Source organism: Nocardioides turkmenicus, assembly GCF_011045035.1.
Classification (GTDB): Bacteria; Actinomycetota; Actinomycetes; order Propionibacteriales; family Nocardioidaceae; genus Nocardioides; species Nocardioides turkmenicus.
The window spans coordinates 22,893-48,662 of record NZ_JAALAA010000021.1 but is presented as its reverse complement, the minus strand read 5'-3'; the positions used below and the strand labels follow the sequence as shown (position 1 = coordinate 48,662).

Genomic DNA, 25,770 nt, shown 5'->3' with positions numbered 1-25,770 from the left:
TTCACATTCACTCGACTAAGTCCAGTATTGTCCTCGACATTCGTAACCCGATCGACCTTGACTCGGCAGGGCAGAAGTGAGGAACCAGATGAAGAAGATCAAGGTTGCAGTGGCGCTGGCCGCTGCGAGCATCCTGACCTTGACCGCATGCGGTGGCTCCGGCGGTGGCACTGACGCGGAGTCGATCTCCATCGTCGGATTCGCCGTCCCCGAGACGGCCAACAAGGCGATCGCCAAGGAGTTCAACAAGACCCCCGAGGGCGAGGGCGTCACCTTCGAGACCTCGTACGGCGCCTCCGGTGACCAGAGCCGCGCGGTCGAGTCGGGTCTGAAGGCCGACTACGTGCACCTGTCCGTCGGCACCGACGTACAGCGCCTGGAGAAGGCCGGCCTGGTCGACCCGACGTGGGACGACGGCGACAACAAGGGCATCGTGTCCAGCTCGGTCGTCGTGCTCGGTGTCCGTGAGGGCAACCCGAAGAACATCCAGGGCTGGGACGACCTGATCAAGCCGGGCGTCGGCGTGGTCACCGCCAACCCGGCCTCCTCCGGAGCCGCCCGCTGGAACGCGCTGGCCGCCTGGGGCTCGGTCGTGAAGAACGGCGGCTCCGAGGAAGAGGGCAAGGCGTACCTCGACAAGCTCTTCAAGAACGTCGTCACGCTCACCAACTCGGGTCGCGACGCCACGACCGCCTTCCTCGGCGGCACCGGTGACGTACTGCTCGCCTACGAGAACGAGGCGATCCTCGCCGCCCAGCAGGGGCAGGGCTTCGAGTACATCGTCCCCGACTCGACCGTGCTGATCGAGAACCCGGGCGCCATCCTCAAGGACTCCTCGAAGCCGTCGCAGGACTGGCTCGACTTCGTCCTCGACCCCCAGGGCGGTCAGAAGCAGTTCGCGCTGACCGGCTTCCGCCCGGTCAACACCGCCGAGCCCGGCGTCGTCGACTGGGACGCGATCGGTCTGAAGCCGGAGGACATCAAGGGGGCCAAGGACCCGGCCGACCCGTTCCCGGCGCCGAAGCAGCTGCTCACCCTGGAGAACGACTTCGGCGGCCGCGACTGGTCCGGCGTCAAGGAGAAGCTCTTCGGCACCGGTGAGGACGGCGAGGCGCTCGGCATCGTGACCGACTCCATCGCGAAGTCCGGCAAGGCCTCCCAGTAGTCCGGTCATGACCACAACCATCCCTACGGCCGGGCCGGCTGCCCCACGTTCGACACGGTCCAGTCGGCCGGCCTCCACTCTGACAAGGACCAGCGGCATCGGGCTCGGCGTCACGATGCTCTGGTTCAGCCTGCTCGTCCTCATCCCGCTGGTCGCGGTGATCATCACCGCGTCCAGCGGGGGCTGGTCCGCCTTCGCGAGCCAGCTCGGCAACGAGCAGACCGCCTCCGCCATCTGGCTCACGATCCGCGCGGCCGTCGTGGTCACGCTGATCAACGTCGTCATCGGCACCGTCATCGCGTGGGTCCTGGTGCGCGACAGGTTCTGGGGCAAGGGCCTGCTCGAGGTCATCATCGACATCCCGTTCGCGCTCCCGACGATCGTCGCCGGCCTCGTGCTGCTCTCCCTCTACGGCGCCGAGTCACCGCTCGGCCTGCACTTGGCGAACACGTCGATGTCGGTCTACCTGGCGCTCGCCTTCGTGACCCTGCCCTTCGTCGTACGCATGGTGCAGCCGGTCCTCGAGGAGCTGGACGCCGACGTGGAGGAGGCCGCGGCCTCCCTGGGGGCCTCCCGGTTCACCACGTTCCGGCGGATCATCCTGCCGTCGCTGGCCCCGGCCATCGCGGCGGGTGCGGCGCTCTCGTTCGCGCGCGGGATGGGGGAGTACGGCTCCCTGGTCCTGCTCTCGGGCAACCTGCCGTTCAAGTCCGAGGTCGCCTCGGTGCGGATCCTGTCCGCGATCGAGAACGACAACCCGGAGGGCGCAGCGGCGATCGCGGCGATGCTGCTCGTGGTCTCGCTGCTCGTCATCGTCGTCCTCGACCTGATCCAGCGGAGGATGGTCCGCCGTGGCTGAGACCCGTCGCGCTCCGCGCACACCACTGACGTACGTCCTCCGTCTGGTCGTCATCGCCTATCTCTGTCTGCTCGTGGCCTGGCCGGTCGTCCTGGTCGGCTGGAACGCCTTCCACGTCCCCGACGTCGGGTTCACGACCGAGGCGTTCGCCGGGATCTTCAGCGACCCGCAGATGATGCACGCGATCCGGCTGACCTGCATCGCCGCCGTCGTCGCGACGCTGATCAACCTGGTCTTCGGCGTCTCGATCTCGCTACTGCTCGTCCGGACCGAGTTCCCGGGCAAGCGCATCCTGAGCGCGCTGATCGACCTGCCGCTGTCCGTCTCGCCGATCGTCGTCGGCCTGGCGCTCGTGCTCGTCTACGGCGGCCGCGACGGCTGGTTCGGGCCTGCCCTGGAGTCCGCTGGGATCCAGGTCATCTTCTCGACGCCCGGGATCATCATGGCGACCGCGTTCGTGTCGCTGCCGCTGGTGATCCGCGAGGTCATCCCTGTCCTGGAGGAGATCGGGACCGAGCAGGAACAGGCCGCGGCCTCGCTGGGCGCGAGCTCGTGGCAGACGTTCTGGCGGATCACGCTGCCGGGCATCAAGTGGGCCGTCGTCTACGGCGTCGTGCTCACCCTGGCCCGCTCGCTCGGCGAGTTCGGTGCGGTCAAGGTCGTCTCCGGCAACGTGCTCGGCCAGACCCGCACCGCGACCCTCGCCGTCGAGGAGAAGTACCTCAACTTCGACCAGCAGGGCGCGTACGCCGTCGCCTTCCTCCTCGCCAGCGTCTCGGTCGTCTGCATCCTCATCGTCTTCGTGCTGCGCGCCCGCGGTGCGCGCGTACGGTGAAAGGACCCATCCCATGAGCATCGAAGTAACCGGTGTCAACAAGCGTTATGGCGACTTCGTCGCGCTGGAGGACATCAACCTGACCATCCCGACCGGGCAGCTGACCGCCCTGTTGGGGCCCTCCGGCGGTGGCAAGACCACGCTGCTGCGGGTCATCGCCGGGCTGGAGACGCCCGACTCCGGGTCGGTCGTGATCGAGGGCAACGACGCGACCTCCCTGCCCGTCCAGAAGCGCAACGTCGGCTTCGTCTTCCAGCACTACGCGGCCTTCAAGCACCTCTCGGTGGCCAAGAACGTCGCCTTCGGGCTGGAGATCCGCAAGCGTCCGCGTGCGGAGATCCAGGCGAAGGTCGCGGAGCTGCTGGAGCTCGTCCATCTGTCGCAGTTCGCCAACCGGCTGCCCTCGCAGCTCTCCGGCGGTCAGCGGCAGCGGATGGCGCTGGCGCGCGCGCTCGCGATCGAGCCGTCGGTGCTGCTGCTCGACGAGCCGTTCGGCGCGCTGGACGCGAAGGTACGCAAGGAGCTGCGCGACTGGCTCCGACGGCTCCACGACGAGGTGCACGTGACCACCGTCTTCGTGACCCACGACCAGGAGGAGGCCCTCGAGGTCGCCGACGAGATCGTGGTTGTCAACCAGGGCGGGATCGAGCAGATCGGCACCCCCGAGCAGCTCTACGACGAGCCGGCCAACGACTTCGTGATGTCGTTCCTCGGCGACGTGACCACGCTCGGTGGCGCCCTGATCCGGCCCCACGACGTCGAGGTCACCCCGTCACCGATCTCCGAGCATTCGCTCGAGGGCACCGTCTCGCGCGTCCTGCGGATCGGGTTCGAGGTGCGCCTCACGGTCCTCACCGATGACGGTGAGGTCGTGACCGCCGAGCTGACGCGTACACATGCCCGGGCGCTGCAGCTCGAGGAGGGCGTCAACGTGTTCGTCACGCCGTCGCCGGGGGCTTACACGATGCCGGCGCCTTCGCCGGCGGCGTAGGGGGCCGTTGGGATACCCGGTCGACCGGGTATCCCTGGGCTGGACGGGCACTGAAACGCCCGTCCAGTCCACGAAGTGCCCGTCCAGTCACGGCCCGGGTCTCACTCCGTGGATGATCAGTGAGGCAGCCAGGCCTCTTCGCGCGAGGAGCGGGTGGTGACCTCGTCGGGCAGCTCACGAGAAGCGAGCTCGGCGATCGAGACCTTCTCGAAGACCTCGCGCAGCGAGTCGCGCGCGGCGATCCACACGTGCTGGAGGACGTCGGCACGCTCGTTGTAGGTGACCGCCTCGGGACGCAGCCCGTAGACCGAGACCAGCGGGCCGTCGACGGCGCGGATCACGTCGGCGACGGACACGTCCGACGCCTTGCGGGCCAGGCGCCAGCCGCCCGACTGCCCGCGCTGTGAGATGACGACGCCGGCCTTGCGGAGGTCGGCGAGGATCGCCTGCAGGAACCCGTGGGGGATCTCCTGGGCGCGGCCGAGCTCCTCGGCGCTGACAGCTTTTCCGTCCTCGCGCGCGGCCATCTCGATGAGGGCGCGGAGGGCGTAGTCGGACTTGGCAGATACTCGCACGGACACATTCTTGCAGATGAATGCAGAATTTCGCTCAATCTAGTGGTCAAGTCCACTTTCGTTTGCGAGCGTCTCGGCACGCACCTTGAGAGCGGCAGCGTGACGCCGGAACCCCTCCGCGACCCGCTCCGGACCGGCCAGCCGGACCAGCGGACCCGAGAACTCCTCGACCGTCTCGTAGCGCGTCGGCCCGCCGGGCCGCTGCGTCAGCCGCTGGTGACGTACGCCCCGGACCAGGCCCAGTCGCGCCGGCCAGCCCGCATAGACATAGGCCAGGTACGCCACCCCGACCCCGTCCTCGCCGACCACCGGTGCGTCGACCGCCGAGATCCGTTCCGGTGAGCGCGTGCGGCCACCGTTCGCCCAGGTCACGTGCAGGATGATCGGGTTGCCCACCGCCGCCGGCTGCGCGGTCTCGGCGCGGACGACGAACGGGTTCCACGCGGCGTACTCGTCGGTCTCGACCATCACCCGCCACACCACGTCGATCGGGGCGTCGATCTCGACCGAGGCGCTCGGGTCCTCGTAGGCCACGAGGTCAGCGGTAGTTGATGAACTGCACCGCGAAGTCGTAGTCCTGCGCCTTGACCAGCGAGATCACGGTCTGCAGGTCGTCGCGCTTCTTGGAGGAGACGCGGAGCTCGTCGCCCTGGATCTGCGCCTTGACGCCCTTGGGGCCCTCGTCGCGGATCAGCTTGGAGATCTTCTTCGCGTCCTCGGAGGAGATGCCCTCCTTGAGCGTGATCGAGATCTTCGACTGCTGGCCCGACTGACGCGGCTCGCTCGCGTCGAGGATCTTCAGCGACTGCTTCCGCTTGATCAGCTTGTCCTGGAAGACCGAGAGGACGGCGCTGGCGCGGTCGTCGGCGGAGGCGGAGATCTCGATCCCGTGCTCACCGCTCCACTCGATCGACGCGTTGGTGCCCTTGAAGTCGAACCGCGTCGCGACCTCCCGCGCGGTCTGGCTCAGTGCGTTGTCGACCTCCTGACGGTCGATCTTGCTCACGATGTCGAACGACGAGTCGGCCATGACTCTCTCCTCTGTTTCTGACCAAGTCTGTGGTGTCTCACCCTAGGACCTCGTCCCGTTTTCGTACGCCGCCAGCCCCTGCGCTATGGTTTCTTCGCTACCACGATGATTCGTGGTGCACCCAGGCAGGTTGCCCGAGCGGCCAATGGGAGCGGACTGTAAATCCGTCGGCTTTGCCTTCGAAGGTTCGAATCCTTCACCTGCCACACCAGGGAGAACGCCCCGGTGACCAGCACAAACACTGGTCACCGGGGCGTTTCGCTCTGACGCCGCGGCTGAGTTCTCGTAGGCCAGCCGGACGCGCGATAGGTTCCGGGCATGGACCTGAACGCCTACCAGCAGGCAGCGCTGCGGACTGCGGCGACGAAGGACACGCCCAACGAGGTGTTCCACCTGCTGTTGGGGCTGGTCGGAGAGACGGGCGAGATCGCCGAGAAGGCGAAGAAGATCATCCGGGACCACGACAGCGACTTCGCTCAGTGGGACCGCGATGATCTCGCCAAGGAGCTGGGCGACACACTGTGGTACCTGGCCGTTCTCGCTGACCACTTCGGGCTTCCGCTCGCGGACGTCGCCGAGCTCAACATCAAGAAGCTCGCCGATCGTCAGCAGCGCGGCGCCCTCGGTGGCAGCGGTGATGACCGCTGACCCCTTGGCTCAGAGAAGGAGCACCCATGACAGTCGACGCAACTCCCACCACCGCCGAGAACGACGAGTTCTGGCGGGAGCGGCGGGTCTGCTTCCTGACCACGAGCCGCCCGGACGGCAGCCCGCATCTCGTGCCGGTGGGGGTCACGTTCGACCCGGAGACCGGGATCGCCAGGGTCATCAGCAGCGCCACCAGCAAGAAGGTGCGCAACGTACGCGCGGCTGAGCCCGATGCGCAGGTGGCGGTCAGTCAGGTCGACGGGCGGCGGTGGTGCACGCTGGAGGGCACCGCGGTCGTCAAGGACGACAAGGAGTCGGTGGCCGAGGCGGAGCGGCGGTACGCCGAGCGCTACAAGCAGCCTCGACCCAACCCCGAGCGTGTGGTCATCGAGATCACCGTGGCCCGGGTGCTGGGCAACACGCGTCCATTGGGCTGGTGAGCACTCCTACTGGGAGCGGATTGTAAATCCGTTGGCATTGTCGGCGTCGGCCTGCCACGAGGTCAGGATGCGCAGGCGATCATCGGACGGGCTGCCAGCGGGGGCGGTGAGCACCATCAGGCGCTGACCGGAGCCGTCAGGGCTCTGCCAGGTGTCGCAGTCCAGGGTCAGCTCACCGACCGCAGGGTGGTGGTAGTGCTTGGTCCCGGAGCCTGCGGAGTTCACGTGCCGTTCCGCCCACCACGTACGGAAGTCGGGGTCTCTCACGGAGAGCTCGCCGACGAGCTTGGCGAGGTCGGGATCATGCGGATCTTTCGCTGCCTCCATCCGCAGGGCGGCCACGGCGTCGCGGGCGTCGTGTTCCCAGCGGGCATGCAGTCCGCGTACGTCCGGATGGGTGAACATCAAACGGATGTAGTTGCGGTCCGGTTCGGGGATCGTCGAGAAGTCGATGAACAACGCGGTGGCGGCCTGATTCCAGTCGAGGACATGGAGCCGCCTCCCCAGGACCAGTGCGGGGGTGTCGGTCAGCTGGTCGAGCAGCCGGCGCGCGGCGGGGCGAACCGTCTGCGTGGTCCGCCGTCGCCTGGGGAGCGCATCGACCTTGCCCGCGATCTCGTACAGGTACGCCTGCTGGTCCTCGTCGAGCCGAAGTGCGCGTGCCAGCGTCTCCAGGACGGCGGCCGATGCCTTCACCCGTCCCTGCTCGAGACGGGTGTAGTAGTCCACGCTGATCACCGCGAGGGAAGCGACCTCCTCCCGGCGCAGGCCCCGGACCTTGCGGTGTTTTCCCAGGTCAGGCAGGCCCACGTCGCCGGGGGTCAGGCGTGCCCGACAGGCTTTGAGGAACGCTCCGAGCTCGTCGGGTACGGCTGGGTTGCTCATGGTCCCATTGTGGACGGAACCCAGGAACGCTGGGAGGGAAGAAACCTTCCCAGGCAGATACTGGCCGCTTTCGCGCTCCTTCGAAGCGGTGGAACTTGGTGTGTGCCGGCGGCGAACCCGCCGGTGCGGACCGGATGGACCGGCCGCCTGTACGAAGGAGAGACCCATGGTCACCAAGCTCGATGTCACGTTCGACAGCGCAGGGATCCAGATCGCTGCGCACCTCTACGTCCCCGAAGGCGCCACCAAGGCGCCCGCCATCGTCGTCGGTCACCCGGGGACCGGGGTCAAAGAACAGGCTTCGGGCCTGTACGCCTCACGCCTTGCCGAGCAGGGCTTCGTGACCGTCGCCTATGACGCCGCGTACCAGGGCGCCAGCGGTGGTCTTCCCCGCGGGCTCGAGGACCCGGCTCAGCGCATCGAGGACATGAAGGCGGCAGTGTCGTTCCTGACCACCCGGCCCGAGGTGGACGGCGAACGAATCGGACTGCTCGGCATCTGCGCGTCGGGTGGCTACTCGCTCCCGGCGACGGCCAGTGACAAGCGGATCAAGGCGCTCGCGACGGTCAGCGCCGCTGATGTCGCCCGCCAGTTCCGTCTCGGCGCCAACGGCACCCAGGACCCGGCGGTGTTCCAGGCGATGCTCGACGGCGCGGCGGCCGCCCGTACCGCCCGTGCCCATGGCGAGGATCCCGGGATGCTTCCGCTCTTCCCGGCGACCGCGGACGAGGCGCGAGCGCTCGGCGGGGAGCATGCGGTCGAGGGCTTCGACTACTACTGCACCCCGCGTGCCGACCACGAGCGCGCCGCCAAGGCGTTCGACTGGACGAGCGTCGACAAGATGGCGACGTTCGACGCGTTCGTGCAGGTTCCGCTGATCGGGCAGCGACCGCTGCTCATGATCGTCGGCACCCGCGCCGAGACGGCCTGGATGACGATCGACGCCTTCCAGCGAGCGGTCGGGCCGAAGGAGGTCTTCTGGGTCGAGGGCGCGAGCCACGTGGACCTGTACGACAGGGAGCCGTACGTCGGCGCGGCTGTCGAGCGGATGGATGCGTTCTTCACCCAGGCTCTAGAAGGGCCCGCGGTCGGTGCGGACCACCCGGCCGTTGAGGTCCTGAACGTCACGGCGGTTGCCGGTCGGGAACATGGCGCGGAAGCGGTCGATCTGGCGGGGTGAGGCGGTGATGGGGTCGGTGAGCATGACCCACTGGACGCCTTCGGTGTAGGGCGCGGTCGTCAGGGAACCGTCGTAGCGGTAGGACGTGTGCCGGCGGGGCAGGAGGGCACCGACGTCGATGTGGCCGACCGGGTCGTCGGCGGTGCACTCCGAGACCAGGTGGTCGTAGAGGTGGCCGAGGGTCCGGTTGGTCGGGCCGGGGGTGACCCAGACGCCGACGACCAGCGTGTGGCCGGAGGAGTCCTGGTGCACGAAGTGCATCTCGATCGGATACTCCCGCGCGACGACGAGATGCTCGCTCGGGGTGTGCCAGTGGAACTGCCTCAAGCCGTACGTCACACCAGCCACCGTGAGCGACCCGACCCCGGGCGGGAGCTCGGCGCGTACGGTCTCCTCGTCGCCGCGCACCGTGCAGCCGTCGGGCTCGTCGGCGTCCTCACGGACGTACGTCATGGTGACCGTGGCGTCGTGGGGGTAGTGGACGTGCAGGGTGGGGAGGTGGGCCGGCTCGGTGGTGCTGGGGCGGATCCGGATCGGGCTCTGGCGCGACCCCGGCCCGCCGGCGGAGGTGGTGGAGGTGGCGGAGGCGCCCGCGGACGACGACAGAGCGGTGAGCCCCGCGACGACGGCGGCGCCCTGGAGCAGCGCGCGGCGGTGCAGGCTGTGGCTGGTGCGCAACATGGAATCTCCCGAGATCCCGGGTCGACGTGACCCGTAGACAGCAATACGTACCACGAATTGCGGTCGGCAACGCCCTGTCGGCGACCTAGAGTCGTAGGGAAGCGAGACAGGAGATCCCGATGAGCGTCGAGCTGAACCACACGATCGTCCACGCCTCCGACCGGGAAGCGATGGCGACCCATCTGACCGAGATCCTCGGGCTGCCGGAGGCTCAGGTCTACGGCCCGTTCCGGATCGTCGAGCTGTCCAACCAGGTCAGTCTCGATGTGGTGGAGGACCGCGACTTCCGGCCGCAGCACTATGCGTTCAAGGTGTCCGAGACCGAGTTCGACGAGATCTTCGGGCGGATCACCGAGCGCGGCATCACCTACTGGGCCGACCCGTTCCACCGTCAGGAGGGCCGGATCAACCACAACGACGGTGGCCGTGGCGTCTACTGGGAGAGCCCCGACGGCCACAACCTCGAGATCATCACGGTCCCGTACGGCGGTGGCTGACCCGCGAGTCTCAGGCGAGGTCGGCGGCGAGCTGCTTGCCGGCCTCGGTGAGCAGCGGGACGGCGCGCTCGATGAGCTCGTCGGTCATCCGGCCGGTCGGCCCGCTGATCGACATCGCCAGGCGTGGCGCATAGTCGGGGACGGCGACGGCGACGCAGCGTACGCCTGCCTCCTGCTCGCCCTCGTCGATGGCGTAGCGACGGTCGCGGACCTGCTCGAGCTGGTCCAGATAGTCCTCGCGCGAGGTGATCGTGGTCGAGGTGTAGGGGACCATGTCGGTGCGGCGCAGGATGTCGCGGACCTGGTCGGGAGCCATGTCGGCGAGGATCGCCTTGCCGACGGCCGTGCAGTGCGGGGAGACCCGGCGGCCGACCTCGGTGAACATCCGCATCGACTGGCGCGACTCGGTGTGGGCGACGTAGACGATCTGGTCGCCGTCGAGCATCGCCAGGTTGGCCGACTCGCCGACCTCGTCGACGAGCCGCGCGAGGTGGGGGCGGGCCCAGGTGCTGAGCATGCGGGAGGAGCTCTCGCCGAGCCGGATCAGCTTGGGGCCGAGGACGTACTGACGGTTGGCCTCCTGGCGGAGATAGCCCAGGTCGACGAGGGTGCGCACCAGACGGTGGATCGTCGGCAGTGGCAGGCCGGAGGCGGCGGCGAGCTGGGAGAGCCCCATGGTGCCGCCGGCGTCGGCCATCGTCTCCAACAGCGCGAATGCACGCTCGATCGACTGCACGGCACCGGCGCGTGCCTTCGGCGCCTTCTCGTTCTCGCTCACCTGGACTCCCGATCTCATGGTGGTGACTTCCGAATGACGGAAGTCTAGCGTCGTGTAGAGGAAATCCGGCTGGTTGCGCCCCTGGTCGCCCCGGATTAATATCCGCAATGCGGAAAGAAGAATCCATTCAAAGGAAATCTGTGCCCTGGGAGGGTGGAGCTCGTGAACATTCAGATCACCGGTGGCGAGGTCGAGCCAGGAGCAGAGATCCTCACCCCCGAAGCCCTCGACTTCGTCGCCGAGCTGCAGCGACGGTTCGGGGCCCGTCGCGACGAGCTCCTGGCTGCGCGTCGCGCTCGCCGTGAGGAGGTCGCCCGCACCGGCCGTCTCGACTTCCTGCCGGAGACGGCCGACGTACGCGCCGGCGACTGGACCGTGGCACCCGTGCCCGAGGACCTCCGGGACCGCCGGGTCGAGATCACCGGCCCGACCGACCGGAAGATGACGATCAACGCCCTCAACTCCGGGGCGCGGGTCTGGCTGGCCGACATGGAGGACGCCAGCACCCCTCACTGGGGCAACGTCGTCGGCGGACAGGTGAACCTGCGCGACGCCGTCCGGCGCGACATCTCCGCGATGTCGCCGCAGGGCAAGCTCTACGAGCTCAAGCAGGACCAGCGCCTCGCCACGATCGTGATGCGCCCGCGTGGCTGGCACTTCGACGACAAGCACGTGCTGGTCGACGGCAAGCCGGTCGTCGGCGCCCTGGTCGACTTCGGGCTCTACTTCTTCCACAACGCCCGCGAGCTGCTGGCGCAGGGGAGTGGGCCGTACTTCTATCTCCCCAAGATGGAGAGCCACCTCGAGGCACGGCTGTGGAACGACGTGTTCACCTTCGCCCAGGCCGCGTTGGAGATCCCGCACGGCACCGTGCGCGCGACCGTGCTCATCGAGACCATCCCGGCCGCTTTCGAGATGGACGAGATCCTCTACGAGCTGCGTGACCATGCCTCCGGGCTCAACGCCGGCCGCTGGGACTACCTGTTCAGCCTGATCAAGTACTTCCGCGACGCCGGGCCGTCCTTCGTGCTGCCCGACCGCGCCACGGTCGGGATGACCTCGCCGTTCATGCGGGCGTACGCCCAGTTGCTGGTGAAGACCTGCCACCGCCGCAACGCCCACGCCATCGGCGGCATGGCGGCCTTCATCCCGAGCCGCCGAGACCAGGAGATCAACGCCACCGCCTTCGCCAAGGTGCGCGAGGACAAGGAGCGCGAGGCCGGTGACGGGTTCGACGGCTCCTGGGTCGCCCACCCCGACCTGGTCCCGATCTGCCAGGAGATCTTCGACGGGGTCCTGGGCGATCGCCCGAACCAGGTCGACCGGAAGCGTGACGACGTCTCGGTCGCCGCTGAGGACCTGCTCGACGTCGCCTCTGCGGACGGCGCGATCACTCTGGCCGGGCTGCGCGACAACGTCGAGGTCTCGCTGGTCTATCTCGACGCCTGGCTCGGCGGCGCCGGCGCGGTCGCCATCCACAACCTGATGGAGGACGCCGCCACGGTCGAGATCTCGCGCTCGCAGATCTGGCAGTGGATCCACAACGAGTCGAAGCTCGACGACGGGACGCCGGTGACCGCCGACCTCGTACGCCAGGTGCTCGACGAGGAGATGGCGAAGCTGCTCGCGGCCGCCGAAGGGATCGAGCACCGCCTGGAGCAGGCCCGCACCATCTTCGAGGAGGTCGCCCTCGCCGACGACTACATCGACTTCCTGACCCTGCCGGCCTACGAGCAGGTGGTCCGTTCATGAGCCACCTGGAGGAGCTTGCCGCGAGGCTCGACTCGGTTCTCGCCGGCGCCGACGCGGCGCTGGCGGCTGACTATCCGGGGGACCGTGGCGTACGCCAGCCGGTGCACACGGTCTACGTCCCGGGCGACCGCTACACCGACAAGACGGTCGCGGAGTGGTCGGCCGAATCTGTCGCCGTGCTGGATGAGTTCGGGGGCTCGGCGGCCGAGATCGTGTCCGTGTTCGACCTGGCGCCCGACCTGGTCGATGCGATCCACGACCGGGTGCGCGCCAAGCTCTCCGCCGAGCCTGTCGAGGACCTGCGGATCGACTTCGAGGACGGCTACGGTTCCCGGCCCGACGCCGACGAGGACGCTGCGGTCGTGGCGGCTGCCGAGGCGCTCGCGGCCACCGTCCGTGACGGTTCGGCGCCGCCGTTCCACGGCATCCGGATCAAGTCGTTCGAGGCTCCGACGCGGCATCGGGGGCTGCGTACGCTCGATCTCTTCCTGGACGCGCTCGCTCAGGCGGGCGGCCTGAGTGGCGGTTTCGTCATCACCCTGCCCAAGGTGACCTCGGTCGAGCAGGTCACTGCCATGGTCACGGCGCTGTCCGCGCTCGAGGCGGTCCACGGGATCGAGGCCGGAAGCCTGCGGTTCGAGATCCAGGTCGAGACGCCGCAGGCGATCCTCGGGTCCGACGGGACCGCGCTGGTCGCCCGGATGATCGCCGCCGGTGACGGTCGCGTCATGGGTCTGCACTACGGGACGTACGACTACTCGGCGTCGCTCGGGGTGGCCGCTGCCCACCAGAGCATGGAGCACCCGGTCGCCGACCACGCCAAGGACGTGATGCAGGTGGCCGCGGCCGGCACCGGCGTCTTCGTCTCGGACGGCTCGACGAACGTGCTCCCGGTCGGAGACGCGTCGGCCGTACGTTCGGCCTGGCAGCTCCACGCGCGACTGGTGAGTCGCTCGCTCGCGCGCGGGATCTACCAGGGCTGGGACCTGCACCCGGCCCAGCTGCCCAGCCGCTACATCGCGACGTACGCGTTCTTCCGGGACGGGCTCGAGGTCGCCTCCGCCCGGCTGCGGGCGTACGTCCACGGCGGCTCGTCCAGCTACCTGGACGAGCCGGCCACCGCTGCCGCGCTCGCCGCGTTCGTGCTGCGCGGGGTCGAGTGCGGTGCTGTTGCGGCCGACGAGGTCGAGCGGCTGGCCGGGATCGACCAGGCCAAGCTGGCAGAGCTGGCCCGTCGGCGGATCGGCTGACGCGGCAGAGCATCCCGATCGCATGGCGGCAGGCTGGGTAGCCTGCCGCCATGCGCGTCGAAGCCGAGTTCACCACCGAACCCTTCCGAGGCGAGGGCGAGCCTCCCGAGCACGCGACGGCGGCCCTCGAGGCCGCCCGCGAGGCCGGTCTGGAGTGCGACTTCGGCCCGCTGGGCACGTCGGTTCGCGGCGACCGTGACGCTGTCCTGGCCACCCTTGCTGACGTGGTGGCCGCCGGACTGGACCACGGCGCCGACCAGATCACCTTCCAGGTGCGCGTCGAGGGACGCGGTGCTCCGCGGCGTACGGCCGGTGGGTTGGACGGGCTGCTCGCCGAGGTCGCCGAGAGCCTCGGTGGCGACCTGCGGACGCTGGACCGGCGGGGGAAGCAGCGGGCCGTGCGGCTGCTCGAGGAACGCGGTGCCTTCGACTACCGCAAGAGCGCCGAGATCGTGGCCGCCGCGCTCGGCGTCACCCGGTTCACGGTCTACAACTACCTGAACCGCGAGCGGGAGTAGCCCCCGGACTTTTCAACAAACTGTTGACTGTGACGAGTGACACATGCGATCGTTGTTGTTGTACGGAAATTAGTTTCCGCATAGCGAGAGAGAACGGTTCATGGATCTCCAGAGCTTCAACACCTCACCGGCGGATGTCGTCCGGCCCGCGCTGCAGGCCTGCTGCGACGCGCCGAGCTGGGTCGCCGCCGTCCTCGCCGGTCGCCCTTACGCCGACGAGGCCGACGTCGTCCGCGCCGCCGACGAGGCGGCGCGACGGTTCACCGCCGCCGACGTCGACCAGGCGCTGGCCGCTCACCCGCGGATCGGGGAGCGCGCCGAGGGCGAGCACGCCGAGGCCGCCTGGTCGCGGCGTGAGCAGGCCGCGGTCGGCACCGACCCGGCCACCGCACAAGCCCTCGCCGAGGGCAACCGGGCCTACGAGCAGCGCCTCGGCCGGGTCTTCCTGATCTGCGCCACCGGCCTCTCGGCCGACCAGGTCCTGGCCTCGCTCCGCGAGCGGCTCGGCCACGAGCACGACGAGGAGGCGGCCGTCGTCGCCGACGAGCTGCGCAAGATCGCGCTGCTACGCCTCGAGCGGGTCCTGGACGCCGAGGAGGTCTCGGTTTGAGTGCCATCACGACCCACGTGCTCGACACCGCGCTCGGTCGTCCCGCCACGGGCGTCCCGGTCCGGCTCAGCCGGATCGACGCCGACACCCACCAGATCTCCGACCTCGCCGACGCCACCACCGACGACGACGGCCGGGTGACCGACCTGGGGCCCGATCAGGCACCTGCCGGCACCTACCAGCTCCGATTCGACACCGCCGCCTACTACGCGGCGACCGGTCAGGAGTGCTTCTACCCGGAGGTCCTCGTCACCTTCGCGGTCACCGATCGGCGGCACCACCACGTGCCACTTCTGCTGAGCCCGTTCGCCTACTCCACCTACCGAGGGAGCTGACATGCCCATCCACCTTGGATCCAACCAGTACGGCAAGGCCGAGAACCGCGTCGTACGCATCTACCGCGACACGCCTCGCCACCAGATCCGGGACCTCAACGTCTCCACCGCGCTGCGCGGCCGCTTCGACGAGGCGCACACCAGCGGCGACCAGAAGGACGTGCTGCCCACCGACACCCAGAAGAACACCGTCTTCGCCTACGCGAAGAAGATCGGCGTCGCCTCGATCGAGGAGTTCGCGCTCGCCCTCGCCGACCGCTACCTCGAGGCGTGCCCTGCCGCCGAGGGCGCCCGGGTCGAGGTCGACGAGTACGCCTGGGACCGGATCGTGGTCGACGGCACCGGTCACGACCACTCCTTCGTCCGGTCGGGTGGCGGCGTACGGACGACTGTTGTCAATGTCGACGGGCGTGGTGAGGACCGGGTGGCGCACGTCGTCTCCGGCATCAAGGACCTGGTCGTGCTCAAGTCCACCGGCTCGGAGTTCCACGGCTTCCTCAAGGACGAGTACACCACCCTCCAGGAGACCACCGACCGGATCCTGGCGACCTCGCTGGTCGCTCGCTGGCGCTATTCCGGCACCGAGATCGACTGGGACAAGACGTACGACTCCATCCGGGCGCTGCTGCTGCAGCGGTTCGCGGAGATCCACAGCCTCGCCCTGCAGCAGACCCTGAACGGGATGGGCACCTCGGTGCTCGAGCAGCACGGTGAGGTCGCCGAGATCAAGTTCTCCGCGCCCAACAAGCACCACTTCCTCTCCGACCTCTCGCCGTTCGGCCTGGACAACCCCGGCGAGGTCTTCTACGCCGCGGACCGGCCCTACGGCCTGATCGAAGCCTCCGTCGTACGCGACGAGGCCCCTGACGCCGGCAACGCCTGGCACGCCATCCCCGGATTCTGCTGAGGACCGGCCATGTTAGGTCGTAGGAGACAGGCAACCGCATCGGTCTCGACCCGTCCCGAGGATGAACGTCATCCGCCGGGCCAGCTCCTCGCCTACGGCACGCAGCACATCCTGACGATGTACGGCGGCGTGATTGCGCCGCCGCTCATCGTCGGGGGTGCCGCGGGCCTCTCGGGCACGGACCTCGCGCTGCTGGTGACCGCAGGCCTCTTCGTATCGGGACTCGCCACGCTGCTGCAGACGCTCGGTCTCGGGCCGTTCGGCAGCCGGCTGCCGATCGTGCAGGGCATCTCGTTCGCCAGCGTGTCGACGATGGTCACCATCGCCAGCGAGGACGGGCTGCGCCCGGTCTTCGGCGCGATCATCGTCGCCGGACTGATCGGGCTCGTGCTGTCCTCGTTCTTCGCCCAGCTCGTCCGGCTCTTCCCGGCCGTCGTCACCGGCACGATCATCACGGTCATCGGGCTCTCGCTGATGCCGGTGGCGTTCCGGTGGGCGATGGGCAACGACGCCTCCGCGCCGGACTACGGCTCGATGGCCAACATCGCGTACGCCGGGCTCACGCTGCTCATCATCCTGGTGATCAGCCGGGTGTTCCAGGGTGCGATCTCGCGGCTCTCGATCCTCATCGGGCTCGTCGTCGGCACCGTGATCGCACTGATCGCGGGGCAGGCGGACTTCTCCTCCGTGGGCGACGGCGACCTGGTCGCGCTGCCGCCGCTGCTCCACTTCGGCAGCCCGACCTTCGAGGTCGGCGCGATCGTCTCGATGACGATCGTGATCCTGGTGATCATGACCGAGACGACCGCCGACATCCTGGCGATCGGCGAGATCGTGGACACCGACGTCGACGCTCGACGTGTCGCGCGTGGTCTCCGCGCCGACATGGCTGCCACGACGGCTGCGCCCTTGTTCGGAACGTTCCCGTGCAGCGCGTTCGCACAGAACGTCGGGCTGGTCGCCCTGACCGGCATCCGGAGCCGGTACGTCGTCGCCACCGGTGGCCTCGTCCTGCTGCTGCTCGGGCTGCTGCCGGTGGTCGGCGCGGTCGTCGCCGCGATCCCCTATCCCGTCCTGGGCGGTGCCGGCATCGTGCTCTTCGGCTCCGTCGCGGCCTCCGGGATCCGCACGCTGTCCCGGGTCGACTACGAGGACAACCTCAACATGGTGATCGTCTCCGTCGCCATCGCGGTCGGCATCCTTCCGATCGCCGCGCCGACCTTCTGGGACGCCTTCCCGGAGTGGCTCGGTGTCGTCATGCACTCCGGCATCAGCGCCACCGCCCTGGTCGCGGTCGTCCTCAACCTGCTGTTCAACGAGATCACCGTCGGCAACCGCTCCGGCGCCTCGGTCTTCGCCGCCTCCCAGGACTCGCGCGAGGGCTTCGGGGACCGGCTCGACGACGACATCGAGAGGTCGTGACCGGCTGAGGGGTGCCGTACGGAGGCCGAGTCGGCTCGTCCTCACCCGAAATCACGCCGAGTCGGCTCGTCATGACGAGCCGACTCGGCGTGATTTCGCGTCAGGGTGCGCCGACTCGACCTTGGGAGAACGGCGGGTTGGTCAGACAGCCGAGACGTCACTCCGGTCGGCCGAGACGTCACTTGGGTCGGGCGAGAGGTCACTCCGGTCGGGCGAGTCGGCACGACGGTGACCACTCGGCCGACCGAGGTGACGTTTCGACTGACGTACGTGACGCTTCGCTGGTCGTGACGAGGCTGCCCCCGGTTCGATTGCCGAGGCGTCACTCGCGTCGGCCGAGTTGGCCTCGCATTGACCGCTCGACCGACGGGAGCGACGTCTCGGCTGACCGGGGTGACGCCTCGGCCGACGTACGTGACGCCTCGGCGGGCTAGCCCACGAGGTGGGGGGCAGACGTGTTGACGAGCTCGCCTTCGATCCAGACGCTGCGTACGTCGGCGGGGGTGCCGAGGGCGAACATCTTGGCCAGGGCGTCGCCGGCATCCGCGGCGTGGGCGAGGCCGACGGCGAGCGGGGTGCTCGGGGCGGGCTTGATCCACTGGGCGTCGAAGCGGCGGCCGGGGGAGAAGTCGCCGACGGCGGCTCCCAGGCCGAGTGCCTCGGCGCCGGCGACCGTGGCCAGGTGGAGGAGGTGTGTGGGGGTCAGGGGGTGGCCGGCCTCGCCGAGGAGCTGCTGGGCCACGTACGCTCCCAGGCCCTCCTTGAGCAGGGAGAACCCGGTGCCGGCGCCGACGTCGGAGCCCATCGCGACGCGTACGCCGTGGGCGCGGTGGCGGGCGAGCGGGAACAGGCCGCTGCCGAGGGCGGCGTTGCTGGACGGGCAGTGTGCGACGGCGGCTCCGCGGGCGGCCAGCAGACCGAGCTCGGCGTCGGTGGGGTGAACGTTGTGGGCCAGGACGGTGCCGGGGCCGACGAGGCCGTGGCGGTCGTAGGAGGTCACGTAGTCGCAGCCGCACAGCTCCTCGACGGTCGCGATCTCGCGAGTGTTCTCGTTGACGTGGGAGGTGAGCATGGCGCCCGGTACGGCACGCAGCACGTCGGCGCACGCCTCGAGCAGCGGCTCGGAGCAGGACAGCGAGAACCGCGGGGTCACCGCGTAGCGGGCCCGGCCGACGCCGTGCCAGCGGGCAGCGAGCGCGAGCGACTCCTCCCGTGCCCGGTCAGGGTCGGTGAACAGGTCCTCGCGGATGAGCCGGTCGCTGACCACGAGGCCGCTGGTGATCCGCAGCCCGACCCGCGCGGCCTCGGCGAAGACCGTGTCGACCGCCGGCGCGAAGTGGCTGCCGAAGACCAGAGCCGTGGTGGTGCCGGCGCCGACCAGGCCGCGTACGAAATCGGTGGCCACGCCCGCGGCATAGGCCGGGTCGGCCAGGCGGGCCTCCTCGGGGAGGGCGGTCTGGTCCAGCCAGTCGAGCAGCGGCATGCCGAGGCCGCCGATGACGCGTACCTGCGGGAAGTGCACGTGGGTGTCGACGAATCCGGGCAGCACGAAGCCGCCGGAGAGGTCGACGACCTCCTCCTCGGGGTGTTGGCCGCGAAGGCCTGCGAAGGAGCCGCGAGCGCGGATCACGCCGTCGCGTACGAGCAGGGCGCCGTCCTGCTCCGTGCGGAGCTCACCGCCGGAGAACGGGTCGGAGGGAGTGTCGAGGAAGGTTCCTCGGAAGAGCGTCATCGTGGGTTTCACCTTGGTTGTTGTTCGGTTGATGCGGGCTCGCCCGCGAAGAGCTGCAGCAGCCGGGCCGCGACGCTGACCGCGATCGTGGCCGGCTCCTTGCCACCGAGATCAGGGAGGCCGATGGGCGTGGTGATGCGGGCGATCGCCTCGGGGGCGTGGCCCTCGTCGGCGAGCTTGGCCCGGAACCGGCTCCACTTGGCGCTCGAGCCGATCAGCCCGATCGATGCCAGCTGCCCGGCGCGGAGAGCCGCGTCGCAGAGCGCGGCGTCCTCGGCGTGGTCGTGGGTCATGATCAGCACGTGGGTGCCCTCGGGCAGCTCGCCGATGACGAGCTCGGGCAGCACCGGCACCTGGTGGACGTGGATGCCGGCGACGGCGTCGTCGAGCCCGCGCAGCTGCTCCGGTTCGAGCTGGGCGGCGCGGGAGTCGACGAGGTGGAGCTCGATGTCGTGGCGGGCCAGGATGCGCGCGAGCTCGACCCCCACGTGGCCCATCCCGAAGATGGCCACGGACGGGACCACGGGCAGCGGCTCGAGCAGCAGCTCGACCTCGCCACCGCAGCACTGCACGCCGTGCTGGTAGGGCGCCTTGTCGGAGAGCGACACCTTCAGGCTCTCCGGCACCCCACGATCCTCGGCGAGCATCTCCCGGGCGCGCTCGATCGCGACCGCCTCGAGGTTGCCGCCGCCGACTGTGGCCCAGGTGCGGTCGGCCGAGACGACCATCTTGGCCCCGGCCTCGCGCGGCGAATGACCGCGCACGGACGTCAGGGTCACCAGTACGCCGGGGACCCGCTGCTCGCGCAGCCGCTGGACGGCCTTCAGCCACTCCATGTGATCACCTCTCTCCGGCCATGACCGGCTCGGCGCCGGTGTCGCTCGGCTCAGGGGCCTGCGGCGTACGCGCCTTGTCGAGGGCCCAGTAGACGGCCTCGGGCGTCGCCGGGGATGCCAGGTCGACGCTGGTGCCGCTCGGACCGAACGCGGCGGCCGCCTCGCGCAGCGCCTCACGCACCGAGAAGGCGAGCATCAACGGCGGCTCGCCCACGGCCTTGGAGCCGTAGACGGCGCCCTCCTCGTGGGCCTTCTCGAGCAGCTTCACTCGGAAGTCCTCGGGCATCTCGGAGAAGCTCGGGAGCTTGTAGGTGCTCGCTGCCTGGGTCGCCAACCGACCCCGGTGAGGCCCGTCGGAGGTGTCCCAGCGCAGGTCCTCCAGGGTCAGCCAGCCGGCGCCCTGCACGAAGCCGCCCTCGATCTGGCCGATGTCGATCAGCGGGCTCAGGCTGTCGCCGACGTCGTGGACGATGTCGACGCGCCGCAGCGTGTAGGCACCGGTGAACCCGTCGACCTCGACCTCGGACGCGGCGACCCCGTTGGCGAAGTACTTGAACGGCTCGCCCTGCATGACGGTGGGATCCCAGTGCAGACCCTCGGTGCGGTAGAAGCCAGCGGCCCAGAGCTGTACGCGCTGGTGGTAGGCCGTGTTGACCAGCTCGTTCCAGCCGACCTCCCCCGAAGCGGGCGAGAGGCCGCGGACGACGCCGTCCTCGATTCGTACGTCGTGCGGGCTGATCCCGAGCATGCCCCCGCCCACCTGGACGAGCCGCTCGCGGATCTGCTCGCAGGCGTTCTTGATGGCGGCCCCGTTGAGGTCGGCGCCGGAGCTGGCCGCGGTCGCCGAGGTGTTGGGCACCTTGTCGGTGCGCGTCGGCGCCAGCCGGACCCGGGACAGCGGCAGGCCGAGCGCGGTGGCAGCGACCTGGAGCATCTTGGTGTGCAGGCCCTGGCCCATCTCGGTGCCGCCGTGGTTGATCAGCACCGAGCCGTCCTTGTAGACGTGGACGAGGGCACCGGCCTGGTTGAAGGCGGTGAGGTTGAACGAGATGCCGAACTTCACCGGCGTCATCGCCAGGCCCCGCTTGGTGTGCGGGTGCCGACGGTTGAAGTCGGCGATCTCCGCGCGCCGGCGAGCCACCTCTCCCGACGCAGCGACCTGGTCCCAGCAGGCCGCCAGCCGGTCGGCCTGGCGCACCTCCTGGCCGTAGGGCGTGGTCTGGCCCTGCTGGTAGAAGTTGCGGCGGCGCAGCTCGATCGGGTCGATCCCGAGCAACGGCGCACACCGGCCGAGCAGGTCCTCCATGACGAGCATGCCCTGCGGGCCGCCGAAGCCGCGGAAGGCGGTCTGCGAGGTCTTGTTGGTGCGGGCGACCCGGCCGTCGACGCGGATGTTGGGCACCCAGTAGGCGTTGTCGATGTGGCACAGCGCGCGGGCCAGCACCGGCTCGGAGAGATCGAGGCTCCAGCCGCCGTCGGCGGTGAGGGTGGCCTCGAGAGCCACGATGTGGCCGTCGTCGTCGAACCCGGCTCGCCAGGTGCTGTGGAAGCCGTGGCGCTTGCCGGACAGGGTGATGTCCTGGGTGCGGTTGAGGCGCAGCCGCACCGGCCGCCCCGTCAACCGAGCGCCCAGCGCGGCGATGGCGGCGTAGCCGTGCGGCTGCATCTCCTTGCCGCCGAACGCGCCACCCATCCGCAGGCACTGGACGGTGACCTCGTGGCTCGGCACCCCGAGCACGTGGCCGACGATCTCCTGGGTCTCGGAGGGGTGCTGGGTGCTGCTGTGCACGAGCACCTGGCCGCCCTCGTCGACCAGCGCCAGCGAGACGTGGGTCTCGAGGTAGAAGTGCTCCTGACCTGCGAACTCGAACTCGCCCTCGAAGACGTGGGCGGCGTCCTTCAGGGCGGCGCCGGCGTCGCCGCGGGAGAGGCTGCGCGGGGTGCCCTGGAAGCTCTCCGCCGCGATCGCCTCCTGCACGGTGACGAGCGAGGGCAGCGGCTCGTAGTCGACCTCGACCGCGGCCGCGCCCAGCCGGGCGGCCTCCAGGGTCTCGCCGAGCACCCAGCACACCGCGTGGCCGTGGAACATCACCTCGGTCGGGAAGAGCGGCTCGTCGTGCTTGACGCCGGCGTCGTTGATGCCGGGTACGTCCTCGGCGGTCAGCACACGTACGACGCCGGGCACCTCGTAGGCCTTCTCGGGGCGGAGCGAGGTGACCAGGGCGTGGGTGTGCGGCGCCTGGACCGGCCAGGCGTGCAGCGCGCCGGTGAGCCGACCGACGAGGTCGTCGGTGTAGAGCGCCTCGCCGGTGACGTGCAGTGTGGCGCTCTCGTGCGGGAGCGGGATCCCGACGACAGGGTTGTCGGGGCGTTGGGACAGGGCGCTCATGCGGGCACCTCCTCGCGGTGGGTGTGGGCGTGGAACAGGCGCAGCAGGGACTGGCCCAGCATCGCCGAGCGGTAGGACGCGCTGGCGCGGTGGTCGTCCATGGGTGTGCCCTCGGTGGTGAGGACGGATGCGGCGCGGCGTACGGACTCCTCGGTCCATGGCCTGCCGACCAAGGCGTCCTCCGTGGCGACGGCACGCAACGGGGTGGCCGCCACACCGCCGAGGCCGATCCGGGCGCGGACGACGGTGCCGTCGGCGATCTCGAGCGCGTAGCCGACGGCCACGCTGGAGATGTCGTCGAAGCGGCGCTTGGCGATCTTGTGGAAGCCGACGAGAGGAGCCAGCGGCAACGGCAGTCGTACGCTGCGGATCAGCTCGTCCGCGGCACGGACCGTCTCCCGGTAGCCGGTGAAGTAGTCGGCCAGCGGGACGACCCGCTCGCCGCGCGGCGAGGCCAGCACGACCTCGGCGTCGAGCGCGAGCAGTGCCGGCGGGGCATCGCCGATGGGAGAGGCGGTGCCGATGTTGCCGCCGATCGTCGCGCTGTTGCGGATCAGGCGCGAGGCGAACTGCGGGAACAGCTCGGCCAGGAGCGGCACCCGGCCGTTGAGCTTGCGCTCGATCTCGGTCAGGGTGAGGGCCGCGCCGATCTCGACGTGGCCGGTCCGGAAGGAGAGCTCGCGCAGCTCGGGCAGCCGGTCGATCGCCACGACCAGCGGCGCGCGGCGGCCGCGGATGTTGACCTCGACGCCCCAGTCGGTCGAGCCGGCGACGACCTGGGCCTCCGGCCGCTCGGCCAGCAGACCCAGCGCCTCGGACAGCGTCTGCGGACGTACGAACTCGGCGCCGTCGACCGCGATCCGGGTCGGGCGGGCCTCGGGCGGCGGCTTCTGCTGGCGCGCGGCGAACGCGTCGTCGGCCTCGGGGGTGCCGAGGGCATAGGCGGCGTCGCGGATCGGGCGGTAGCCGGTGCAGCGGCACAGGTTGCCGCTCAGCGCGTGCAGGTCGACGCCGTTCGGGCCGTGCTCGTGGTCGCAGACGGCGCCGTCCGCATCTGCGGGTGCTGGTTCCCGGTTCGGGCGGTAGTACTCCGCGGCGAGGCTGCAGACGAAGCCGGGCGTGCAGTAGCCGCACTGCGACCCGCCGCGGACGGCGAGCTCCTGCTGGACCGGGTGCAGGTCGGTGCTGGTGCCGAGGCCCTCGCTGGTGACGACCTCCTGACCGTCGAGCGCGGCGACCGGCACCAGGCAGGCGTTGACCGAGGTCCACTCGGTCGGTGAGGTGGTGCCGGGCCGGGCGACGAGCACCGAGCAGGCGCCGCACTCGCCCTCGGCGCAGCCCTCCTTGGCGCCGGTCAGGCCGCGGTTGCGTAGCCAGTCGAGCGTGGTGGTGTGGGTGGCGACCCCGGTCAGGGACACCTGGTCCCCGTTGACCGTGACACAGGGGGTGCTGGGATCGGTCATGGCTGGCTCCGGATCGGGTTGCGGGTGCGGGCGCTGTGGATGGGGTTGGCGTCGCGCAGGAAGTCGTCGAAGCGGTGGCCGGCGATCTTGGCGATCTCGATCAGCGCGGCGGCGTGCTCCTGGCGTTCGCAGTTGCCGAGCCGGGCCCGGCCCTCGGCCAGGATCCGGTCGAGCGAGTCGGAGTCGCGTACGGAGATGACCAGCGGGAAGCCGAACCGCTCGTGATAGGCGTCGGTGAGCGAGGTCAGCGCCTCCTGGTCCGGCTCGGCCAGGTGGGTCAGGCCCTTCGAGGACTGGTCGCGCAGCGACTCCTCGCCGACCAGCCCCTCGGAGACCAGCTTCGAACCGAGCTCGGGGTAGGCCTCGATCAGCTCGCGCTGCTCCTCGACGGAACCGCTGAACAGGGCGTCCTGGAAGGCACGGCGCAGCGCGTGGGTGTCGGCGAAGGGCCGCTGCTCCCAGGCCCGCTCCACCATCCACCGCGGTCCCTGGAAGAGACCGTCGAACGTCTCCACGAACTCCGTACGTCCCATCTGGTTGACCTGGTCGAGCCGGACGCCCTCGCCGGGCTGGCCGGCGACGGCAGGCCCGAAGTCGGGGCCGACGTGGTGGAACAGGATGTTGAGCAGGATCGCCGTCAGGCTGCCGAGGGTGATGCCGCTGCCGAAGATGATCTCGGCCCAGCCCGGGACGGCCTGGGCGACCTCCGGCTGCGCGGTGACGTACATGGCCAGACCGACGCTCGTCGCCACGATCACCACGTTGCGGTGGTCGTGGAAGTCGACCTTGCTGAGCGTCTGGAAGCCGACGACGGCGACCGTGGCGAACATGGCCAGGGCGGCGCCGCCGAGGACCGGGTGGGGGATGCCGGCGACGATCGCGCCGACCTTCGGGAGCAGTCCGATGAACACCATGATCAGGCCGGCGGCGGCGACGACCCAGCGGCTCTTGACCCGGGTCAGCCGGACGAGCCCGACGTTCTCGGCGAAGCAGGTGTAGGGGAAGGAGTTGAAGACGCCGCCGATGGTGGTGGCCAGGCCGTCGGCGCGCAGGGCGCGGGCGATGTCGGTGCGGCCGATCCGCTTCTCCACGATCTCGCCGGTGGCGAAGACGTCACCGGTGGTCTCGACCGCGGTGATCAGCATGACCACGATCATCGACACGATCGCGGCCGCGGAGAACTGTGGCCAGCCGAAGTGGAACGGGGTCGTGACGCCGACCCAGTCGGAGCCGGCGACCGCGTCGAAGTGGGCATCCCCGAGAGCCCACGCGACCAGGGTGCCGACGACCAGGCCGATGAGCACGGCGACGGTGGCCATGAAGCCCTTGAAGACCCGCTGGATGACCACGATCAGGGCCAGGGTGCCCAGGGCGTACGCCAGGTTGCGGCCGCTCGTCGGGTCCGAGGTCGGACCGGCGCCACCGGTCGCGTCCGCGGCCGCGACGGGCAGCAGCGCGATGCCGATGATGGTGATCACCGAGCCGGTCACGACCGGCGGGAAGAACCGGATCAGCCGGCTGAAGTAGGGGGCGATGAAGAAGGTCGCCAGACCGGCCACGATCACCGCGCCGTAGATGACGAGCAGGCCGTCGGTGCCGCCGCCGGCCGCCATCCCGATCGCGATCATCGGCGAGACGGCGGTGAAGGTGACGCCCTGCAGGAGCGGGAGACGTACGCCGACCTTCCAGAAGCCGACCGACTGGATGATCGAGGCGATGCCGCAGGTGAAGAGGTCGGCGTTGATCAGGTGGATCAGCTCCTGCTGATTCAGCCCGATCGCGTTGGCGAGCAGGATCGGCACGATCACCGCACCGGCATAGAACGCGAGCACGTGCTGGAGGCCGTAGACGGCGAGCTTGCCGGCCGGGAGCACCTCGTCCACGGGGTGGGTGGGGCCGGCACCGACCTTCTTCTGCGGCCGTATCGACCTCAGGACTGCTCTCGCGTTCATCCTCACACCTTTCTCGGGGGCGCCCTGGCGGGCAGGTGAG

General features: G+C 69.6%; 26 protein-coding genes and 1 tRNA gene. 16 read left to right on the top strand and 11 right to left on the bottom strand.

The features are described from left to right. Positions 1-88 precede the first annotated feature (88 nt). From G5C66_RS21030 to G5C66_RS21015, 4 genes are read left to right on the top strand one after another with little or no spacing between them, the layout of a single operon-like run. Positions 89-1,165, top strand: coding sequence for a sulfate ABC transporter substrate-binding protein (locus G5C66_RS21030; RefSeq protein ID WP_165112882.1), 1,077 nt, complete (start codon positions 89-91; stop codon positions 1,163-1,165). Positions 1,166-1,172: 7 nt separating this feature from the next. Further along, complete coding sequence (gene cysT / locus G5C66_RS21025) at positions 1,173-2,024, top strand: sulfate ABC transporter permease subunit CysT (protein WP_165112881.1); 852 nt, start codon at positions 1,173-1,175, stop codon at positions 2,022-2,024. Continuing rightward, entirely contained in the window at positions 2,017-2,859 is an 843-nt protein-coding gene (locus G5C66_RS21020) for a sulfate ABC transporter permease subunit (protein ID WP_165112880.1), read from the top strand. Before cysT ends, G5C66_RS21020 begins: the two co-directional genes overlap by 8 nt. Positions 2,860-2,872: 13 nt before the next feature. Then, positions 2,873-3,850, top strand: a complete 978-nt coding sequence (locus tag G5C66_RS21015; RefSeq protein WP_165112879.1) for a sulfate/molybdate ABC transporter ATP-binding protein — start codon at positions 2,873-2,875, stop codon at positions 3,848-3,850. A gap of 116 nt (positions 3,851-3,966) precedes the next feature. On the opposite strand, the gene G5C66_RS21010 is transcribed toward G5C66_RS21015, so the two are convergent. Genes G5C66_RS21010 through G5C66_RS21000 form a run of 3 tightly spaced genes read right to left on the bottom strand, consistent with a single transcriptional unit; the run spans position 3,967 to position 5,455 of the window. Further along, positions 3,967-4,425, bottom strand: a complete 459-nt coding sequence (locus G5C66_RS21010; RefSeq protein WP_165112878.1) for an Rrf2 family transcriptional regulator — start codon at positions 4,423-4,425, stop codon at positions 3,967-3,969. A gap of 39 nt (positions 4,426-4,464) precedes the next feature. Continuing rightward, positions 4,465-4,959 (bottom strand): SRPBCC domain-containing protein, encoded by a 495-nt coding sequence (locus tag G5C66_RS21005; protein ID WP_165112877.1) that lies wholly within the window; start codon positions 4,957-4,959, stop codon positions 4,465-4,467. A gap of 4 nt (positions 4,960-4,963) precedes the next feature. Then, complete coding sequence (locus tag G5C66_RS21000; protein ID WP_165112876.1) at positions 4,964-5,455, bottom strand: YajQ family cyclic di-GMP-binding protein; 492 nt, start codon at positions 5,453-5,455, stop codon at positions 4,964-4,966. 124 nt (positions 5,456-5,579) lie between these two features. Between G5C66_RS21000 and G5C66_RS20995 the strand changes: the two genes are divergently transcribed. From G5C66_RS20995 to G5C66_RS20985, 3 genes are all read left to right on the top strand, one after another. Further along, positions 5,580-5,661 (top strand) — tRNA-Tyr (locus G5C66_RS20995). A 112-nt stretch (positions 5,662-5,773) separates the two neighbouring features. Continuing rightward, on the top strand, positions 5,774-6,103 hold the full coding sequence (locus G5C66_RS20990) for a nucleoside triphosphate pyrophosphohydrolase family protein (protein WP_165112875.1): 330 nt from the start codon (positions 5,774-5,776) through the stop codon (positions 6,101-6,103). 26 nt (positions 6,104-6,129) lie between these two features. After that, a complete protein-coding gene (locus tag G5C66_RS20985) occupies positions 6,130-6,543 on the top strand; it encodes a pyridoxamine 5'-phosphate oxidase family protein (protein WP_165112874.1) in 414 nt (137 codons plus the stop codon). A gap of 6 nt (positions 6,544-6,549) precedes the next feature. On the opposite strand, the gene G5C66_RS20980 is transcribed toward G5C66_RS20985, so the two are convergent. Beyond that, positions 6,550-7,428 carry a helix-turn-helix domain-containing protein gene (locus G5C66_RS20980; RefSeq protein WP_165112873.1) on the bottom strand — a complete coding sequence of 293 codons (879 nt, stop codon included), beginning with the start codon at positions 7,426-7,428 and terminating at the stop codon, positions 6,550-6,552. A gap of 166 nt (positions 7,429-7,594) precedes the next feature. On the opposite strand from G5C66_RS20980, the gene G5C66_RS20975 reads away from it, so the two are divergent. Then, positions 7,595-8,608: an alpha/beta hydrolase gene (locus G5C66_RS20975; protein ID WP_165112872.1), complete on the top strand. Its 1,014-nt coding sequence runs from the start codon at positions 7,595-7,597 to the stop codon at positions 8,606-8,608. Here the strand turns inward: G5C66_RS20975 and G5C66_RS20970 are convergent. After that, a complete protein-coding gene (locus G5C66_RS20970) occupies positions 8,501-9,289 on the bottom strand; it encodes a carbonic anhydrase family protein (protein WP_165112871.1) in 789 nt (262 codons plus the stop codon). The genes G5C66_RS20975 and G5C66_RS20970 overlap by 108 nt on opposite strands. A 119-nt stretch (positions 9,290-9,408) precedes the next feature. Here G5C66_RS20970 and G5C66_RS20965 point away from each other — a divergent pair, with 119 nt between their 5' ends. Continuing rightward, on the top strand, positions 9,409-9,786 hold the full coding sequence (locus tag G5C66_RS20965) for a VOC family protein (RefSeq protein WP_165112870.1): 378 nt from the start codon (positions 9,409-9,411) through the stop codon (positions 9,784-9,786). 10 nt (positions 9,787-9,796) lie between these two features. Here the strand turns inward: G5C66_RS20965 and G5C66_RS20960 are convergent, their stop codons facing one another. After that, a complete protein-coding gene (locus tag G5C66_RS20960; RefSeq protein WP_338144262.1) occupies positions 9,797-10,564 on the bottom strand; it encodes an IclR family transcriptional regulator in 768 nt (255 codons plus the stop codon). Between the two features lie 162 nt (positions 10,565-10,726). Here G5C66_RS20960 and aceB point away from each other — a divergent pair, with 162 nt between their 5' ends. The 7 genes from aceB to G5C66_RS20925 all read left to right on the top strand — a co-directional run bounded on the left by aceB (position 10,727) and on the right by G5C66_RS20925 (position 17,358). After that, positions 10,727-12,316: a malate synthase A gene (gene aceB / locus G5C66_RS20955; RefSeq protein ID WP_338144261.1), complete on the top strand. Its 1,590-nt coding sequence runs from the start codon at positions 10,727-10,729 to the stop codon at positions 12,314-12,316. Further along, positions 12,313-13,566 carry a DUF6986 family protein gene (locus G5C66_RS20950; protein ID WP_165112867.1) on the top strand — a complete coding sequence of 418 codons (1,254 nt, stop codon included), beginning with the start codon at positions 12,313-12,315 and terminating at the stop codon, positions 13,564-13,566. Before aceB ends, G5C66_RS20950 begins: the two co-directional genes overlap by 4 nt. Before the next feature lie 50 nt (positions 13,567-13,616). Continuing rightward, complete coding sequence (locus G5C66_RS20945; protein ID WP_165112866.1) at positions 13,617-14,084, top strand: helix-turn-helix domain-containing protein; 468 nt, start codon at positions 13,617-13,619, stop codon at positions 14,082-14,084. A 100-nt stretch (positions 14,085-14,184) separates the two neighbouring features. After that, positions 14,185-14,694 (top strand): 2-oxo-4-hydroxy-4-carboxy-5-ureidoimidazoline decarboxylase, encoded by a 510-nt coding sequence (gene uraD, locus G5C66_RS20940; RefSeq protein WP_165112865.1) that lies wholly within the window; start codon positions 14,185-14,187, stop codon positions 14,692-14,694. After that, on the top strand, positions 14,691-15,029 hold the full coding sequence (gene uraH / locus G5C66_RS20935; protein WP_165112864.1) for a hydroxyisourate hydrolase: 339 nt from the start codon (positions 14,691-14,693) through the stop codon (positions 15,027-15,029). Before uraD (G5C66_RS20940) ends, uraH begins: the two co-directional genes overlap by 4 nt. Before the next feature lies 1 nt (position 15,030). Next, positions 15,031-15,936 carry a factor-independent urate hydroxylase gene (gene pucL, locus G5C66_RS20930; RefSeq protein ID WP_165112863.1) on the top strand — a complete coding sequence of 302 codons (906 nt, stop codon included), beginning with the start codon at positions 15,031-15,033 and terminating at the stop codon, positions 15,934-15,936. Between the two features lie 9 nt (positions 15,937-15,945). After that, the gene (locus tag G5C66_RS20925) at positions 15,946-17,358 is read left to right on the top strand and encodes a nucleobase:cation symporter-2 family protein (protein WP_165112862.1); all 1,413 of its coding nucleotides are present in this window, start codon (positions 15,946-15,948) and stop codon (positions 17,356-17,358) included. Between the two features lie 430 nt (positions 17,359-17,788). Here the strand turns inward: G5C66_RS20925 and G5C66_RS20920 are convergent, their stop codons facing one another. Genes G5C66_RS20920 through uraD (G5C66_RS20900) form a run of 5 tightly spaced genes read right to left on the bottom strand, consistent with a single transcriptional unit; the run spans position 17,789 to position 25,730 of the window. Continuing rightward, positions 17,789-19,090, bottom strand: coding sequence for a guanine deaminase (locus G5C66_RS20920; protein WP_165112861.1), 1,302 nt, complete (start codon positions 19,088-19,090; stop codon positions 17,789-17,791). 8 nt (positions 19,091-19,098) lie between these two features. Further along, positions 19,099-19,926 (bottom strand): xanthine dehydrogenase accessory protein XdhC, encoded by an 828-nt coding sequence (xdhC, locus tag G5C66_RS20915; RefSeq protein WP_165112860.1) that lies wholly within the window; start codon positions 19,924-19,926, stop codon positions 19,099-19,101. 4 nt (positions 19,927-19,930) lie between these two features. Next, on the bottom strand, positions 19,931-22,315 hold the full coding sequence (xdhB, locus tag G5C66_RS20910; RefSeq protein WP_165112859.1) for a xanthine dehydrogenase molybdopterin binding subunit: 2,385 nt from the start codon (positions 22,313-22,315) through the stop codon (positions 19,931-19,933). Continuing rightward, positions 22,312-23,778, bottom strand: coding sequence for a xanthine dehydrogenase small subunit (locus G5C66_RS20905; protein WP_165112858.1), 1,467 nt, complete (start codon positions 23,776-23,778; stop codon positions 22,312-22,314). Before G5C66_RS20905 ends, xdhB begins: the two co-directional genes overlap by 4 nt. Further along, positions 23,775-25,730 (bottom strand): 2-oxo-4-hydroxy-4-carboxy-5-ureidoimidazoline decarboxylase, encoded by a 1,956-nt coding sequence (gene uraD / locus G5C66_RS20900; protein WP_165112857.1) that lies wholly within the window; start codon positions 25,728-25,730, stop codon positions 23,775-23,777. The genes G5C66_RS20905 and uraD (G5C66_RS20900) overlap by 4 nt, the downstream gene beginning before the upstream one ends. Positions 25,731-25,770 lie beyond the last annotated feature (40 nt).